The organism is Terrabacter sp. P2_E3 (genome assembly GCF_056403915.1).
In genome coordinates this window covers 117,114-134,133 of record NZ_JBFUEN010000013.1, presented here as the reverse complement: position 1 = coordinate 134,133, position 17,020 = coordinate 117,114, and the positions used below count along the sequence as shown (strand labels likewise).

The following is a 17,020-nucleotide window of genomic DNA, read 5'->3' as shown; positions in this document are numbered from 1 at the left end:
TGATCGGCACCCTGCACTTCCGCGTCGAGGAGGCACACCTGCCCTACTACCTCGACGAGTACACCTTCCGGTTCAACCGCCGCAACGCGAAGTCACGAGGACTGCTCTTCTATCGGCTGCTCGAGCAAGCCGTCGACACCGACCCGCACCCGCTCAAGGGCCTGCTCAAGCCAGAAACCGGCATACCGGACTTCACCTAAGCAGATATGCAGAACACCTGTTCGAATCGATGGTCAAGGGGTGGAGCAGGCCAGTCTCGTTGTCCGGCAGCATGATTGGCATTGCCGGATCATGCGCACTGTCATGCCTCGGCCATCGATGACCTGCCCCAGCTGTCGGCCCCCTTGTGCGTGTGCGCCTCCCGGAGGAACGTGCGGGGATGGATGTCGACCTGCACCAGCTGTTCGCTCGCGCCGCCGCCGAAGGGGCACGGCACCGCGCCACCGTCGCAGACCGGCCGGTGCAGCCAGCGGCCGATCGCGCCGCTCTGGCGGCAGCGTTCGGCGGCCCGCTACCAGCGAGGAGAACCGATCCCACCCGTGTCGTCGACGAGCTGATCGCCGCCGCGCGCCCAGGCCTCGTCGGCACCGTCGGTCCACGTTTCTTCGGTTTCGTCATCGGGGGAGCGTCAGCGGCAGCCACGGCCGCCGACCTGCTCGCCGCGGGCTGGGACCAGTGCGCCTACAACGAGGTCCTCTCACCCGCCGCGGCGGCGGCCGAACGTGCGGCCGGAGGCTGGGCCAAGCACCTGTTGGGAGTGCCCGAGTCCGCCTCGGTGGGTTTCGTCACCGGTGCCCAGGCCGCGAACACCGTGGGCCTCGCGGTCGGACGGCAGCGGGTGCTCGCCGACGTCGGGTGGGACGTCGCGCGGGACGGTCTCTTCGGTGCTCCCAGGATCGCCATCGTCGCGAGTGAGGAACGGCACGCCACGATCGACCGGGCCGCTCGGCTGCTCGGGTTCGGCACGGGCAGCATCGAGCCCGTCGCCGCCACCCCGCAGGGCGCCATCGACGTCGACCGTCTCCGAATCGCCCTCGAGTCCGTCGGCAGCCGGCCGGTGATCGTCTGCCTGCAGGCGGGCAACGTCAACACGGGGGCGTGCGACGACCTCAGGACCGCGACGACGATGGCGCACGAGCACGGCGCATACGTCCACGTCGACGGCGCCTTCGGACTCTGGGCGGCCGCGAGCCCCCGGACCGCCCATCTCGTCGACGGGGTCGAGCTCGCCGACTCGTGGGGCACGGACGCCCACAAGTGGCTCAACGTCCCCTATGACTGCGGACTAGCCTTCTGTGCCGACGCGGATCTGCACGCAGCCACGATGTCGTACGCGGCGGCATACCTCACCGGGTCGGGCGCGGAGTCCGACCACGTCCTCGGCGACCTGACGCCCGAGTCATCCAGACGGGCAAGGGGCTTCGCGGTCTGGGCCGCCCTGCGCGAGCTCGGCACCGAGGGTGTGGCCGAGCTCGTCGACCGATCCTGCGCCTTGGCGCTGCGCATGGCCCAGCGCCTCGCAGTCGGCGGTGCCACCGTGCACAACGACGTCGTGCTCAACCAGGTCCTCGTCAGCATCGGCGATCCCCGTCGCACGGACGCGATCGTCGAGGCCGTCCAGCGTGACGGCACGTGCTGGGTCGGCGCCACGACGTGGCACGGTCGGCGGCTCATCCGCGTGTCGGTGTCCAACGCCACGACCAGCGAGCACGACATCGACATCTCCGCCGACGCCATCCTGCGTGCCGCCGGAGCCGAGTCCCCAGCGGACGTCCAGCAGAATCCCAGCCCCTCCTGACCGATTCTTGACCCGTGCATCCGTAGCCGCCCGGTCCTCCGACTCGTTGGACCCGACGAGCGAGGTCCTCGTGCCCTCTCTCGACGGTCCTCGGACCGGACACCTCGGGGGTGTCATCCACCTCGGATCAAGGAGCTGCACCCATGCTGCCGACCTTTCCCTCGCGGGCCCGCTCCCGCTTCCGCGCCGGCGCCCGCGGCAGAGCCGTCCCGCTCATCGCTGCCGCGGGCCTCGTCGCCGCCCTGGGGGTGGCCGCCCCCGCGCTGGCCGCCACACCGACCGGGGGAGCCGTCACCGACACGAGCACCAGCGTCCGGTGGACCGCCGGTCCCTTCGTCGCCCCCAACGTCACCGGGACGACGGGCGACGTGACGTGCGGGCCCGGGCTCTGCGACGACTTCGCGCTGCACGTGTCGACCCCGAGCGGCTACGGGGAGACCCACCAGCTGACGGTCAAGGTGGGCTGGGCCAATGCTGCTGCCGACTTCGACATCTACCTGCTCGACCGGAACGGCTCGGTCGTGGCGTCGTCCGCCTCGAGCGCGGACCCCGAGACCATCGTCGTGGCACCGACCAGCGGCGACTACACGGTGAGGGTCGTGCCGTATGCCCCGCTCGGTGAGTCCGTCACGGGCACGGCGACCCTGACCGACGTCCCGGCCAACCCCGCGCCGAGCACGGCCACGCCGCCGACCTACAGCCAGTACGGCGCACCCCAGTCGTTCGGGCGCGCGCACGACGCGGGCGAGCCGTCGATCGGCAGCAGCCACACGACCGGTTCGACGTTCTACCAGGCCCTCTACGACACGTACCGGGCGACGTGGGACGACAGCGTCACGCCGTCCGCGGTGACGTGGTCGGACGTCTCCGCGAAGCCGGCCAACGGCTGCGCGACGGGCGGATCGACGTCGCTCGACCCGATCGGCTTCACCGACCCGGCGACCGGGCGCGTCTTCGAGAGCCAGCTCGCCGGCAAGACCTCGCTCATGTGCTACTCCGACGACGAGGGCGCCACGTGGTCGCCCAGCCAGGGCGGCGGCCTCAACTCGGGTGTCGACCACCAGACCGTGGGTGGAGGTCCCTACTCACCGAACGGCGTCGGTGCGCTGCCGACGTCGAGCTACCCGAACGCCGTCTACTACTGCAGCCAGGACATCGCGGACGCCAACTGCGCCTCGAGCCATGACGGCGGGGTCACCTTCGGACCCGCCATCCCGATGTACTCGCTCCTCGACTGCGGTGGCCTGCACGGTCACGTCAAGGTGGCCCCGGACGACGGCACGGTCTATGTCCCCAACAAGTCGTGCGGCGGCAACCAGGCGGTCGCGGTCTCCGAGGACGGCGGCACGACGTGGTCGGTCCGCAAGGACCCCGCCAGCACCGCCGGCGACTCGGACCCCAGCGTCGGCATCGGCTCCAAGGGCACGGTCTACATGGGCTACCAGGCCGCGGACGGGACCCCCCGAATCGCCGTGAGCCGCGACAAGGGCAAGACGTGGACCGACGACCAGAACGTCGGCGCGGGCCTCGGGGTCCACAACACCGTCTTCCCCGCCGTCGTGGCCGGTGACGACGACCGCGCCTCCTTCGCCTTCATCGGCACGACCACCGCCGGGAACTACCAGGACGCCACGACCTTCAAGGGCGACTGGCACCTCTACGTCGCGACGACGTACGACGGCGGCAAGAGCTGGGTCACCGTCGACACGACGCCCGGCGACCCCGTCCAGCGTGGCTCCATCTGCACGGGTGGCACCACGTGTGGCAACGACCGCAACCTCCTCGACTTCATGGACGTCACGGTCGACCGGACCGGCCGGGTCGAGGTCGGCTATGCCGACGGGTGCACCGGTGCCTGCGCGCAGCCGGGCGGCGCCCAGAACTTCGATGCCTATGCGACCATCGCGCGCCAGCAGGCGGGCAACACGTTGTATGCCGCCTACGACGCCCTGCCGAACATCACCCCGACCTCCTTGTCCGTCACGAAGGCCGGCGGCCTCTATGCCGCGTCGACGACCGTCGCCAACCCGGGCAAGGCCGCCGCCCGGGGCGTCACGACGCGACTCCGCGTCGACGGGGTCAACGTCGCCACCTCGTCGCCGGTCGACGTCCAGCCCGGCCGCTCGGCGGCCGTCACGTTCCCCGGCGTCCGTCTCGGCAAGGGCACGCACGTCGTCGCCGTCGTCGTCGACCCGGACGGACGCATCCGGGAGTCCGACGAGGCTGACAACGAGCGCCGGCTCCAGGTGACGAGATGAGACGGCTCAACGAGCGGTCGGGACCTCGCGTCGCCTTCGCCGCCGGGGCGCTCGTCACGGCGCTCGTCCTCGCCGGCTGCGAGAACGACGAGCTGGAGTCGGCCATGGCGGCGCAACCGAGCTCGAACAGCGCGGCCCTCGTCTGCGCGAAGGACGCCAAGCCGGTGACGCTGCCGGCGTCGTTCCCCGCGAGCGCGGCCGTGCCGGATGGGTACGTCGTGACGGGCGTCGAGGCCCGCAGCGCCGGTCGCACGGTCGTCACCGCGGTGTCGCCCAAGCCGTTCAAGCAGACGCTCGCCGACATGCAGACCGCCTACTCGACCCGTGGGTGGTCGGCGTCCGAGGGTGAGGTGGAGGAGCGGGACGCCGAGTCCAACTTCGACGGCAACGGGCTCCGCGGCCGGTGGGCCATCCGCGAGATCCCCGACTGCACCGACAACACCTCGGTGAGTGTGCTCATCGGCACCTGACACCCGGTCGGCGGCGGGAGAGCCCGCCCGCCGCCGACCTGTCTGAGCAGTCACAACTCCCTGCCGACGCACGCCCGACGCGGGACGATGGGAGTGGCCGGAGCATGCGGCCCCGACCGCCGTGGAAGGGGAGAGCGATGAGCGCCGCAGTCAGCTCGACGAACGAGTCGACCCACGAGTCGACCGACGAGACGATGGACCCCGGCATCGTCGTGGGCTACGACGGGTCACCGGGAGCACGCCTCGCCCTCGACTGGGCCGTCGAGACCGCGAAGCGAGACGACCGCCAGCTGACGCTGCTGCACTGCGTCGGGCTGACGATGACGCCGACCTTCCGCGCCTACGACCCCGGGGTCCAGGCGCACGCGTACGACGAGATGTCGCGAGGCGTCCTGGCGGAGGCCATCGACATCGCCACGAAGACACTGGACCGCAAGGACGTCCACCCGCTGAGCGTCATCGGCGGCGCCGCCGCCGAGCTCGTCGGCATCTCAACCCGGGCCGACCTCGTCGTCACCGGGTCACGCGGTCACGGGGCAGTCTCCGGTGGCCTGCTGGGCTCGACGGCGTATGCCGTCACGGCCCACGCCCACTGCCCCGCGGTCGTGGTCCGTGGGTCCTCCGTGATCCACGCGGGTCCGTCGCACCCTGTCGTCGTCGCCTTCGACGACTCCAAGAAGTCCCAGAAGGCGCTCGAGACCGCCGTGCAGATCGCCACGGCCGCGGAGGCGTCGCTGCACATCGTCGCCGTCGACAACGTGGGTGGCCTCGAGGCCTGGCCGGAGACCGACACGATCCTGGGTCGCGAGGAGATGATCGACCAGATGCACCTCCACGTCGGCCAGCTGCTGCGCGACGTCGCGGAGGACGCACGACGCGCTCACCCAGGGCTCGACGTGCAGACCACCGTCCTCGGTGGCGGAGCCGGTGCAGCAGTCGCCGCCTACGCCGTGGACGTGAGGGCCGGCCTCATCGTCATGGGGTCTCGAGGTCACGGGGGCTTCACCGGAATGCTGCTCGGCTCGGTCAGCCACCGGGTCGTCCACGACGCGCCGTGCCCCGTCATGGTGATCCGCTGACGCGGCCGATGACTCGACGTCACTGGTGGTCAAGGGAACTCGCATCCAGGATGTCGGACCGGCCTGCGGCCAGATCGTCGTGGGCTACGACGGGTCCCCGGCCTCGCAGTGTGCCCTGGTCTGGGCCGCGGCGGTCTCCCGCGCTCTCGACGACAGCCTGAAGATCGTCCATGCCGTCGAGCTCGACCTGGTGCCGAGCCGGCGCGGCTACGCGTTGCGCCCGCTGAGCCCCTCGCTGGAGATGGTGGCCCAGACGATCGTCGGCGGTCCGTCGACCTGGCCCGGCCCAGCGCTTGCCCGAGGGCGGGTGCGTGCGGTCCATGCCGTCGGTGGGCCGGCCCCCGCGCTGGTCGATGCCTCGATGTCCGCCGAGCTCGTCGTGCTGGGGACCCGCGGCCGGGGACGTGCCCGCACCGCGCTCATCGGCTCCGTCTCCTACGCGGTCGTCGCCCATGCGTACTGCCCCGTCGTCGTCCTGCACGACCTCGTCCGCTTCTCGTCCGACGCGAGCGGTGACGCGCGGGTCCCGGGTCCGGGCGGCGAGGTCGTCTGCGCCATCGCCGGCGGGGACGGGGAGGAGCACGCTGCGCGCGTGGAGCGGATCGTGTCCGCCGCGACCCGCATCGCTGTCGCCTGCAGTGCGTCGCTGCGGCTCGTCACCGTCACACGTGGAGGCGTCAGTGACGCTGCGAGACAGAGGATTCCGTATGCCGTCGCCTCCCTGACCTCACGGCACCCGGCGCTCGTGGTCACCGTCGAGATCCTCACCGGCGACCCCGTCACGGCACTGGCGGAGGCCACGCGGCATTCCGGACTGCTCGTCGTCGGTGCGCCACTCCGAGGTGGGGCCACTGCCGTGCTGTCCGGGCAGGCTTCCTACCGGCTCATCCGCGACGCGACCTGCCCGGTCATGCTCGTGCCCTGATGGGATGCGTCATCCGCCAATGCCGGTCAGGGGCTCGGCCGAGCGGGTAGAGCCTTCGCGAGCTCTTCGGCCAACCGCGTCACCTTCTTCTCGGCCGCAGCTTCGACAGCCCGGGCCTTGGCATCGCTCGCCCCTTGGGGGTAGGTGAAACGGAGAGAGATCATGAACGGCTGCCGCGCGCGTGTGCCGGCCCGCCATCCGTCGAGCCTCGTGTTCACGGGAATCCAGGCGGAGACCTCGCCCGGGGTCATGTCGACCCGCGCCCCGGTGGTTCCGTTGGCCGCGAATCGGCGGTCGACTGAGCCCCCTGTCCTGACCATCACGTCTGGGCTCTGAAAGGCGTATCGCGGCTTTGCCAGCCACCACGAACAGGTGTCCTCGTCGGGCGTCGGAACCACCAGCGCCGACTGTGCCCCCGTCACCTTCTGGACTGTGATCCGGCCCAAGGACTGACAGGCCTTGGCGGAACTGGGTCCGTCCGGCGGGTAGGACCCCGTGGCAGCAGGGGAGACGACGGACCCGAGTTGAGCTCCGAGGTTGCTGAAGAGGTGCGGACCCACGTGGCTGAACGCCCACAGGGCAATCAGGCCGACGAGCGCGGAGACCACCGATCCGCGGCGGCGCGGCCGACGTCGAGCACGTCCGCGCTGTCGCGGTCGGGAGGTGTCGCGGACCATGACCGGTGACGGCGTTCGACGAGCCGTCGATCGTTCGGCCCCGAGGACGTCGGCGACCGTCAGCACGTCCGGGTCTGTGCCCGCAGGTTCCGTCGATGCCGACGGATAGGTGTGGGCGACTCTGCGGGACAGCAGGTCCGTGCCCTCGGTCCCGGGGGCCTGGGGTTGGGCGAGGAGCCAGGCAGCGAGGCCGTCGAAGGGGATGATCTCGACCCCTCGCACGCGCTGTCTCTGAAAGGACGTGGAGTGCCCACCCGCCAGGGCGATGACGGGGACGACGGGAAGGCCGAGCGTCTTCTCCATCTCACCGGCGAAGCGCGCCACGGCGTCGAGCTCGCGTCCCTTGGGTGAGCTGCTGCTCGTGTGTTGCCACAGGTTCCCGTCGTGGACGCTGGTGCCACCGGCCCAGTTCTTCGTGTCGACGAGGTAGAGGCCCGACGGTCCGATGACGATGTGGTCGAGGTTCGTCCGGGTGCGTCCCGGACGCAGGAGACGGTCGTGGTGGACGTGCCACCCGGGCGGCAGGACGTCCAGTGCGGCAGCCACTCGACGCTCGCCGTCGGCACCGGCTGACCAGGCTCCGGCCTGCGCCTCGAGAGCGTCCGCGTGGGCGCGCCTGCGCGGCCTGATTCCTGAGCTCATCGGCGCGCGACTGCGCCGACCCACCTGCTGCCATCCGAGCCCCCTGCGCCCCTGTCGCCGGTGACTCTAGGCACGGCGTGGTGGGTCCCGGGCCCGAATCGGTGCAACTCGCAGAGAATTCGGGTCCCGGGACCGGGCCACACGGCATACGGCCTCGTGAGAGGCGACGAAGGCGTCAGCCCGAGGGCGGGCGCTGGAAGCCGGGGCGCCCGGCGGTGCCGGCGGCGCGTTCGACCGAGCGGCCGAAGCTGCTGGCGGCCGCCCCGAGCGTGCTCGACCCGCGGTCGCCGAGCGCGGGTGGCACGACGACGACAGGGCAGTGCGCTGCGCGCACGAGACGGCTGCCGAGCCAGCGCGCGCCGACCTCGGTCGAGTGACCGGCGTCGATGACGACGAGGTCTGCGCCGCGGCTCTCCTCGACGAGGACGGCGCGACGCTTGCCCGCCACGACGCGCGTCTCGACGAGGTGGTCGCGGCCGAGGACGTGCGCGACGTCCTCGGCCAGGCGTGACTGCTCCGCAGAGAGGGCGCTGTCGTCGGAGACGACCGACGGCACGCGGCCGCCGGTCGCCGTCTCGGGTGCGTGCGGGCGCCAGGCCCGGACGGCCACGACGCGTCCACCGCGCGCCGCGGCCTGCTCGACGGCCCAACGAAGGGCACCGGGGGAGCCGCTCGTCGGGCTCACGCCGACGACGATCGTGGGCTGGCGCCCCAGGTCCGCGACGTTCATGCCGCGGCCCCCGACTCCTCCGAGACCTTGCTCAGCGGGTCGGCGACGTCCTCGAGGGACTTCTGCTCCGCGTCGATCCCGATCGCCAAGGCCACGGCTCCGCCGATGATCATGATCACCGCACCGGCGACGTAGCCCCACGTGAGCGGGCCGCGGTCCTTGCCCTCGCCGATGAGGGCGCCGTAGAGCACGGGCGCGACGGCGCCGGCGCACTGGGCGACGACGAAGAAGTAGCTGATCGCCTGGCCGCGCACCTCGAGCGGGAAGATCTCGCTCACGGTGAGGTAGGCCGCGGACGCTCCGGCCGACGCGAAGAAGAACGACACGCACCAGAAGATCGTGTGCGTCGTCGCGGTGAGGATCTCGGCATGGAAGGCCCAGGCCGACACGAGCAGGACGAGCCCCGCGATCGTGTAGGTGCTGAAGATCATCTTGCGACGCCCGATGGTGTCGAAGAGATGACCGAGCAGCAGCGGCCCGAGGAGGTTGCCGGCCGCGAACGGCAGGAAGTAGAGCGACGTCTGGGCCTTGCTGATGCCGTAGAAGTTCGTCAGGACCAGGGCATAGGTGAAGAAGATCGCGTTGTAGAGGAAGCTCTGCGTGACCATCATCGTCAGGCCGAGAACTGTGCGCCGCCCGTACCGCCGGACGAAGACGTCCCACAGCACCTTCGGCCCCATGCGGTCCTCGGCCTTGACGAGAATCGCCTTGCTGTCGTCGACCTCCGGGATCTCGCCGCCCTCGCGACGCACCCGCTCCTCGATCTCGTCGACCGTGCGCTCGGCCTCCTCCGCGCGACCGTGGGTGAGCAGCCAGCGCGGGCTCTCCGGGATGTGCCGGCGCAGCCAGATGATCGACAGGCCGAGGATCGGGCCGATGAAGAACGCCAGGCGCCAGCCGACGTTCTCGGCGACGTTGTCGGGGTTGAGCAGGTAGAGGTTCGCGAGCGCCCCGAAGAACGCGCCGAACCAGTACGTCCCGTTGATCGCGATGTCGACGCGACCGCGGAAGCGCGCGGGGATCAGCTCGTCGATGGCCGAGTTGATCGCGGTGTACTCACCACCGATGCCCATGCCGGCGACGAACCGGCAGACCCACAGGAACCACATGTTCGGTGAGAGGCCGGCCAGGCCCGATCCGATCAGGTAGATGACCAGGGTGATGATGAACAGCTTGCGGCGCCCGAGCCGGTCAGTGAGGCGACCGAACGTCAGCGCTCCGACCACCTGGCCGACGAGGTAGACCGTGCCCGTCAGCCCCACCTGCGTGGCGGACATGCCGAGCGTCTTCTGGAAGCCCGACTCGGACACGATCTGGATCTCGAGTCCGTCGAGGATCCACGACACCCCGAGCCCGAGAACGACCGACCAGTGGAACTTCGTCCACGGGAGCCGGTCCATGCGGGCGGGCACCAGACTCCTGATGGCACCGTCCGTGCGTTGTGCGACAGCCTCGCTCATCCCCATCTCCTTCGATCCGAATCGCTGTGAACCGTCGGGTCAGGGCGCGCGGCGCCGCGTCCTCACCGCCGGAGTCCGTACCCCGTGGCCCGGCACGACGAACGTGCTTCGTGACGGTTTGCCCCGGTGCCCTCCCGAGTGCGTATGCCGTCGGGTGGTCCCACGCCGTCCCGCTGGGTACGTCAGATGACGGGGGCACAGTCGCCCTCCCTCGACAGCGCAGGAGGAACGACATGCCGGCCAGGAAGCCAACGCGCGGAAGCACGGACCTGCCCTCGACCCTCGAGCGGTCGTCGAAGAAGGCGCAGGAGACGTGGCTCGCGACGCATGACGCCGCGGTCGAGCAGTACGGCGAGGGCGAGCGAGCCCACCGCACGGCGTTCGCCTCGCTCAAGCACTCCTTCGAGAAGGTCGGCGACCACTGGGAGGAGAAGGCCGAGAAGGGACCGAGCGACCGCCAGGCCGAACGCCGCGGTGCCGAGGCCAGGGCCCACCGCGACGACGGGGACTCGGCCGGCGGGGTCGACGCCAACGCCTCGAAGCAGCACCTCTACGACATCGCCAAGCGCCTCCAGGTGTCGGGGCGCTCCACCATGAGCAAGGCCGAGCTCGTAGAGGCGATCCAGCGCGCCAACGACCGCGCCACGGCCGCCGCGCGGGACTCGACCTGAGGAGTCCTCGACTCGAGTCCTCCACTCGCACGGGAGAATTCGCTCGCGGAGACCGCAAACGCCCGAATCGTTCCCAGCGATCGTCGAGCAGACTCTCAGGCTCCTGAGAAGGCCGGTGCCGACGACCCGACAGCCCTAGCGTGGACAACTGGGCCGCCACAGGAGTCGGCCCGGAGCGGTGGGACGCACACGCCGCCACCGCGGAGGAGAGCACCATGTCCGTGTCACGAAGGGGTGGATCTCGGGGGACTGCAGTACTCGGGGCGGTCGCGGTCGTCGCGGCCGCCGCACTCGCGACCGGGGTGGCGTCGGCCGACGCCTCCACGACCGGCGCGAGCTCGACCTATCTGGTCGTCTACAAGGAGAAGACCTCCACGAGCGGCGCGGGCAGCGCCGTCGCCGCAGCGGGCGGTCAGGTCGTCGCGACCTACGCCCCCATCAGCGTCGTCGTCGCGCGGTCGGCCAGCCCCGACTTCGCCGCGAAGATGCGTCGGGTCACGGGTGTCGAGGGCGCCGTCGCCACGACGAGGTTCGCCACCGCCGTCGACGGCGGAGCGGTCTCGGCCGACACCGCAGCCGCGACCACGACCCAGACCACCGCGAACGGGGCAGCACTCCCGGGCCTCAACGACTCGCTGTCGGGGCTGCAGTGGGACATGACCCAGATCAAGGTCGGTGAGGCACACGCCATCAGCACCGGTGACCCCTCGATCCTCGTGGGAGACATCGACACCGGCCTCGACTACACGCACCCGGACCTCGCGGCGAACGTCGACTCCGGCGCGAGCGCCAACTGCGTCAGCGGAGTGGCAGAGCCCGGCGCGGCGGCGGCTGCCGACGACAACGGTCACGGCACGCACACGGCCGGCACGATCGCCGCCGCCGCGAACGGCATCGGCATCGTCGGGGTGGCACCGAACGTGAAGATCGCCGGCATCAAGGCCGGCAACGCCGCCGGCTTCTTCTTCCCCGAGGCCGTCGTCTGCTCGTTCATGTGGGCGGCCGACCACGGCGTCGACGTGACGAACAACAGCTACTTCGCCGACCCGTGGCTCTTCAACTGCCGCAACGACGCCGAGCAGCGGGCCATCTGGACCGCCGAGCGTCGCGCCATCAAGTACGCACAGAACAAGGGTGTGCTCGTCGTCGCGGCCGCGGGCAACCAGGCCGACGACCTGTCGCACCCGACCCTGGACGCGACGAGTCCCGACGACACGAACCCGGTGCTGCGGACGATCAGCAACGCGTGTGCCGTCGTCCCGACCGAGGTGCCGGGCGTCGTGGGCGTCAGCGCCACGGGCAACCAGCAGATGAAGTCGTTCTACTCGTCCTACGGCATCTCGGCGGTCGACGTCGCGGCGCCGGGCGGCGACTCCATCCTGCAGCTGACGCCCGCCGCTCCCAACGGCCGGGTGCTCTCGACCTGGCCCGCGGCGCTCCTCACGGTGACGTGCCTGCCGGCACGCCGCCTCGTCGATGCGAGTGGCGCGACGTACTGCTACCAGCAGGGCACGTCGATGGCCTCCCCGCACGCCGCGGGCGTGGCGGCGCTCATCGCCAGTGTCACCGGCGACACCGGTGGTGCGCTCGCAGCCGATCTGCAGCGTGCGACGAACCCGATCGCGTGCCCCGCGGACGTCTCGCCGTACGCCTTCTTCCCGGGCGTCGACGACGGTGCCGCACAGCGGTGCCAAGGCGGCCGCGGCCAGAACGGCTGGTTCGGCTCTGGGGAGGTGGACGCGCTCAAGGCCGTCGGCTGACCCACCACGCAGTCCGCCGGGCCGGGTCGCTCGACCCGGCTCGGCGGCATACGCCATCGGGGACGCCTGCCCTGTCTGAGTGGTCACAAAGGACCTGCGGCGTCCGGGCCCGGCGGGACGATGGAGGTGGACGGAGCAGAGGCCCGGCCATGTGAACGAGAGAAGGGGAGCACCATGAACGGCCAGGTGCGGACCACGAACGGGATCGTCGTCGCCTACGACGGTTCGGCATCATCACAGCTCGCGCTCGAGTGGGCCGCGGAGACGGCTCGGCAGCAGGGCAAGCACCTGACCCTGGTGCACAACGTCAACCTGGCCGCCACCCCCGCCTTCCCGGCGATGGACCTCTCCGAGATCGAGCCCTCGCTCGAGCACGCCGCCAAGGCGATCGTCGACGAGGGTGCGGTCCGCGCCGGCGCCACGCTCGACGCCTCCCAGGTGACGACGCAGTACTGGCTCGGCAGCCCCGCCGCCCAGCTCGTCGAGATGTCGAAGGACGCCGCCCTGGTCGTCGTCGGCAGTCGCGGGCGCGGGCGCATCCTGGCCGGGCTGCTCGGCTCGACGTCGTATGCCGTCGCCGCGCACGCGCACTGCCCCGTCGTCGTCGTGCGCGGACCGGAGGGCAAGACCCCCGACGACGTGCCGATGCCGCCCCGTCCCGGGCGCGGGCACGACGTCGTCGTCGGCATCGACGACTCGGACGCCGCGATGCGGGCCGTCGACGCGGCCGTCGAGGTCGCCGAGCGCGAGGGGGCCGTGCTGCACATCGTGCGCGTCGCGCACTCGCCGTCGATGGAGGCCTGGACGTACGTCGAGACCGCCAAGGGCGGGACGGAGGAGACACACGCGATCCGCGACAACGCCGAGCAGTCCGTGCTGCGCGCGGCCGAGCGCGTGCGGGCGCTGCACCCGAAGGTCATCGTCACGACGGAGGTGCTCTACGGTGACCCGGGCCAGTCCCTCGCCGACCTGGGCTCGACGGCAGGGATGATCGTCGTCGGCTCACGGGGGCACGGCGGGTTCACGGGCATGCTGCTCGGGTCGGTCAGCCACCGCGCCATCCACGACGCGGCCTGCCCCGTCATGGTCGTCCGCTGAGCGACGGCGTCGAGCGTCGGCGACGGCGTCGTCGGCGCCTGACCTCTCGGCCCGGGCGCCGGGCTCAGGCGTCGAGGGCCTGCGCGAAGCGGCCGAGGGCGTCGTCCCAGCGGGACTTGTCGCCGGCGCCGTCCTCGGCGATGCCCTGACCCTCGTGGTAGAGGTCGACGCGCGTGCCGTCACCGTCCGGTTTGAGCTGCAGGTCGACGATGCTGAGCGGGCCGTCCGCATGGGGGTGCCACGACACGCGTACCTGTTCCATCGGGTGGTAGCTGCGCACGACGCCATGGGGACCGTCGGAGCTGTGCCACGACTCGCCCTTGTTGCCGAGCGTGACGCCGGGGCCGAGGAGCGCCTCGGTGCCGCGGGCGCTGATGAGGTGCTGCCACACCCGGTCGACGGGCGCGCCGACGGTCAGGCTCGAGTGCACGCCCGCGGGAGATCCTTCGAGCTCGGCATCCTCCGCGTTCTCGGGGATCGACTGCGTTGAACTGCTCATGGGCACCTCCGGGTCGTACGGACCGGCCCCCTGATGGGGCCGGACCCACCACAGACAGTCGACCAAAGACTGGCCCGGAAGACAATGGGTGAAGGCCCCCTCTTCGGTCCGCATCGGGCCTAGCCTCGGGAGCATGATCGACCACTTCGGCGTCAACTGCTCCGACCTCGAGGCCAGCGCTCGCTTCTACGACGCGGTGCTCGGCGTCCTCGGCTACACCCGGCAGATGGACGTCGGCGTGGCCATCGGCTACGGCACCGAGGGTCACCCGGACTTCTGGATCAGCCGATGGCAGGGGACCGAGCCCAACCGCGAGATGCACTGCGCGTTCCAGGCCGACGGCGTCGACGCGGTGCGGGCCTTCCACGCCACGGCACTCGCGCTCGGTGCCGAGTCGCTGCACGAGCCGCGCCTGTGGCCGGAGTACCACCCCGGCTACTACGGCGCCTTCGTGCGCGACCCCGACGGCAACAACGTCGAGGCCGTCTTCCACCGCGCGGGTCCCGACGCCTGAGGCGCCGTCGCCGCGCGGTCAGCCGGTGAAACCGGCGCGCCGCAGGGCGTCGGCCATGGCGCCGTCGGCAGGAGCCTCTTTGCGGGGGCGGTTGCCCTGGCCCGTCTGGCTCTGACCACGGCCCTGGCCGCCGCGGCCCTGACCACCGCGCTGCTGGCCTCCCTGCCCCTGACCCGTTCGCTCCTTCGGGGCGCCGGGGGTCACCTCGTCGTCGAGGCGCAGGGTCAGCGAGATCCGCTTGCGGGGCACGTCGACCTCGAGGACCTTGACCATGACGACGTCGCCGGACTTCACGACGTCGTGCGGGTCGCGCACGAAGCTCTTGGAGAGCGCCGAGACGTGGGCCAGGCCGTCCTGGTGGACGCCGATGTCGATGAACGCACCGAAAGCCGCGACGTTGGTCACGACGCCCTCGAGCGTCATCCCCGGCTTGAGGTGCTTGATCTCCTCGACGCCGTCCTTGAAGGTCGCCGTCTTGAAGGTCGGTCGCGGGTCGCGCCCGGGCTTGTCGAGCTCGCTGATGATGTCGGTGACGGTCGGCAGGCCGAAGCTGTCGTCGACGTAGTCGGCGGGCCGGATCGACTGCAGCGCAACGGTGTTGCCGATGAGCGAGGTCAGCTTCTGCCCGGTCGACTCGAGCATGCGCCGGACGACGGGATAGGCCTCGGGGTGCACGGCCGACGCATCCAGCGGGTCGTCGCCGCCCGGGATCCGGAGGAAGCCGGCCGCCTGCTCGAACGCCTTCGGCCCGAGGCGCGGCACGTCCTTGAGGGCCTTGCGCGTGCGGAACGGTCCGGTCGCGTCACGGTGCGCGACGATGCTCTCGGCGAGACCGGGGGTGATGCCCGAGACGCGGGTGAGCAGGGGAGCCGACGCCGTGTTGACGTCGACGCCGACGGCGTTGACGCAGTCCTCGACGACCGCGTCGAGCGAGCGCGAGAGGGCCGTCTGGCTGATGTCGTGCTGGTACTGACCGACGCCGATCGACTTCGGGTCGATCTTGACGAGCTCGGCGAGCGGGTCCTGCAGGCGCCGCGCGATCGACACGGCGCCGCGCAGCGACACGTCCATGCCGGGCAGCTCCTGCGACGCGAACGCCGACGCGGAGTAGACCGAGGCGCCGGCCTCGGAGACGACGGCCGACGTCAGCTTCAGCTCGGGGTGCGCCTTGATGAGGTCCGCGGCGAGGCGATCGGTCTCGCGCGATGCGGTGCCGTTGCCGATGGCGATGAGGTCGACCGAGTGTTCCTTGGCAAGCCTGGCGAGGGTCGCGAGCGAGCGGTCCCACTGGTGTTGCGGGACGTGCGGATAGATCACCTCGGTCGCGACGACGCGGCCGGTCCCGTCGACGACGGCGACCTTGACGCCGGTGCGAAAGCCCGGGTCGAGACCCATCGTGGCCCGCGCACCGGCGGGGGCAGCGAGCAGCAGGTCGCGCAGGTTGGCCGCGAAGACGCGTACGGCCTCCTCCTCGGCCGCTCGGCGCAGCTGCATCCGGGCGTCGATGCCGAGGTGGACGAGGATCTTCGTGCGCCAGGCCCAACGGACGGTGTCGGCGAGCCACTGGTCGGCGGGTCGCCCGGTGTTCTCGATGCCGAAGCGCCGAGCGATGGCGCGTTCGTATGCCGTCGGGCCGGGCGGCTGCTCGGCCGCCGGGTCCTCGGGGTTGATCTCGAGCGAGAGGACGTCCTCCTTCTCGCCGCGGAAGAGGGCGAGGATGCGGTGCGAGGGCAGCTTGGCGAGGGGTTCGGCGAAGTCGAAGTAGTCGGAGAACTTCGCGCCCTCCTCCTCTTTGCCGGAGCGGACGCGCGAGCCGACGTGGCCCTGCTTCCAGACGCGCTCGCGCAGGTCACCGATGAGGTCTGCGTCCTCGGCGAAGCGCTCGACGAGGATCGCGCGGGCGCCGTCGAGAGCGGCGGCGGCGTCGGCGACCTCACGGTCGGCGTCGACGAAACGCGTTGCAGCGGTGGCGGGGTCGGTGCGGGGGTCGCCGAGCAGCAGCTCGGCGAGTGGCTCGAGTCCTGCCTCGCGGGCGATCTGCGCCTTGGTGCGGCGCTTCGGCTTGAACGGGAGGTAGATGTCCTCGAGGCGCGCCTTGGTCTCCGCGGCGAGGATCTGCGCGCGCAGGGTGTCGTCGAGCTTGCCCTGCTCAGCGACGGAGGCGAGCACGGCAGCGCGTCGCTCCTCGAGCTCGCGGAGGTAGCCGAGACGCTCCTCGAGCGTGCGCAGCTGGGCGTCGTCGAGGCCGCCCGTGACCTCCTTGCGGTAGCGCGCCACGAAGGGCACCGTCGAGCCGCCGTCGAGCAGGCCCACGGCCGCGGCCACCTGTCCGTCGCGGACACCGAGCTCCTCTGCGATGCGACGTTCGATGGACGGCACCTTCACCTGCACGCTCACGGGGGCTGAACTCCTAGACGTCGACGACACACCGGGGTCACG

At 71.1% G+C, this 17,020-nt stretch carries 14 protein-coding genes and 1 pseudogene; 10 read left to right on the top strand and 5 right to left on the bottom strand.

Features of this window, described 5'->3' with window-relative positions:
* From AC1DW8_RS17655 to AC1DW8_RS17630, 6 genes and pseudogenes are all read left to right on the top strand, one after another.
* Nucleotides 1-200: pseudogene (locus AC1DW8_RS17655) on the top strand (IS1595-like element ISUnb3 family transposase); the annotation flags it as partial.
* A 179-nt stretch (nt 201-379) separates the two neighbouring features.
* Entirely contained in the window at nt 380-1,798 is a 1,419-nt protein-coding gene (locus AC1DW8_RS17650) for a pyridoxal phosphate-dependent decarboxylase family protein (RefSeq protein ID WP_478095343.1), read from the top strand.
* Between the two features lie 143 nt (nt 1,799-1,941).
* Entirely contained in the window at nt 1,942-4,056 is a 2,115-nt protein-coding gene (locus tag AC1DW8_RS17645; protein WP_478095342.1) for a CARDB domain-containing protein, read from the top strand.
* A complete protein-coding gene (locus AC1DW8_RS17640; protein ID WP_056827255.1) occupies nt 4,053-4,526 on the top strand; it encodes a hypothetical protein in 474 nt (157 codons plus the stop codon). The genes AC1DW8_RS17645 and AC1DW8_RS17640 overlap by 4 nt, the downstream gene beginning before the upstream one ends.
* A 137-nt stretch (nt 4,527-4,663) precedes the next feature.
* Nucleotides 4,664-5,605 (top strand): universal stress protein, encoded by a 942-nt coding sequence (locus tag AC1DW8_RS17635; RefSeq protein ID WP_056776110.1) that lies wholly within the window; start codon nt 4,664-4,666, stop codon nt 5,603-5,605.
* A 25-nt stretch (nt 5,606-5,630) separates the two neighbouring features.
* Nucleotides 5,631-6,530 (top strand): universal stress protein, encoded by a 900-nt coding sequence (locus AC1DW8_RS17630; RefSeq protein ID WP_056827256.1) that lies wholly within the window; start codon nt 5,631-5,633, stop codon nt 6,528-6,530.
* A 26-nt stretch (nt 6,531-6,556) separates the two neighbouring features.
* On the opposite strand, the gene AC1DW8_RS17625 is transcribed toward AC1DW8_RS17630, so the two are convergent.
* The 3 genes from AC1DW8_RS17625 to AC1DW8_RS17615 all read right to left on the bottom strand — a co-directional run bounded on the left by AC1DW8_RS17625 (nt 6,557) and on the right by AC1DW8_RS17615 (nt 10,039).
* On the bottom strand, nt 6,557-7,849 hold the full coding sequence (locus AC1DW8_RS17625; protein WP_082623023.1) for a nuclease-related domain-containing protein: 1,293 nt from the start codon (nt 7,847-7,849) through the stop codon (nt 6,557-6,559).
* A 175-nt stretch (nt 7,850-8,024) separates the two neighbouring features.
* Nucleotides 8,025-8,579: a universal stress protein gene (locus tag AC1DW8_RS17620; RefSeq protein ID WP_056827258.1), complete on the bottom strand. Its 555-nt coding sequence runs from the start codon at nt 8,577-8,579 to the stop codon at nt 8,025-8,027.
* On the bottom strand, nt 8,576-10,039 hold the full coding sequence (locus AC1DW8_RS17615; RefSeq protein WP_056776119.1) for an MFS transporter: 1,464 nt from the start codon (nt 10,037-10,039) through the stop codon (nt 8,576-8,578). The genes AC1DW8_RS17620 and AC1DW8_RS17615 overlap by 4 nt, the downstream gene beginning before the upstream one ends.
* A gap of 233 nt (nt 10,040-10,272) precedes the next feature.
* Between AC1DW8_RS17615 and AC1DW8_RS17610 the strand changes: the two genes are divergently transcribed.
* From AC1DW8_RS17610 to AC1DW8_RS17600, 3 genes are all read left to right on the top strand, one after another.
* On the top strand, nt 10,273-10,710 hold the full coding sequence (locus AC1DW8_RS17610; protein WP_056827259.1) for a ChaB family protein: 438 nt from the start codon (nt 10,273-10,275) through the stop codon (nt 10,708-10,710).
* Nucleotides 10,711-10,925: 215 nt separating this feature from the next.
* Complete coding sequence (locus AC1DW8_RS17605; protein WP_082623033.1) at nt 10,926-12,470, top strand: S8 family serine peptidase; 1,545 nt, start codon at nt 10,926-10,928, stop codon at nt 12,468-12,470.
* Between the two features lie 174 nt (nt 12,471-12,644).
* Entirely contained in the window at nt 12,645-13,568 is a 924-nt protein-coding gene (locus AC1DW8_RS17600) for a universal stress protein (RefSeq protein WP_478095341.1), read from the top strand.
* Nucleotides 13,569-13,632: 64 nt separating this feature from the next.
* Here AC1DW8_RS17600 and AC1DW8_RS17595 read toward each other — a convergent pair whose 3' ends face one another.
* On the bottom strand, nt 13,633-14,067 hold the full coding sequence (locus AC1DW8_RS17595) for an SRPBCC family protein (RefSeq protein WP_235508783.1): 435 nt from the start codon (nt 14,065-14,067) through the stop codon (nt 13,633-13,635).
* Nucleotides 14,068-14,200: 133 nt separating this feature from the next.
* On the opposite strand from AC1DW8_RS17595, the gene AC1DW8_RS17590 reads away from it, so the two are divergent.
* The gene (locus tag AC1DW8_RS17590) at nt 14,201-14,581 is read left to right on the top strand and encodes a VOC family protein (protein WP_056776130.1); all 381 of its coding nucleotides are present in this window, start codon (nt 14,201-14,203) and stop codon (nt 14,579-14,581) included.
* Between the two features lie 18 nt (nt 14,582-14,599).
* Here the strand turns inward: AC1DW8_RS17590 and AC1DW8_RS17585 are convergent, their stop codons facing one another.
* A complete protein-coding gene (locus AC1DW8_RS17585) occupies nt 14,600-16,978 on the bottom strand; it encodes a Tex family protein (protein WP_478095340.1) in 2,379 nt (792 codons plus the stop codon).
* Between the last annotated feature and the right edge of the window lie 42 nt (nt 16,979-17,020).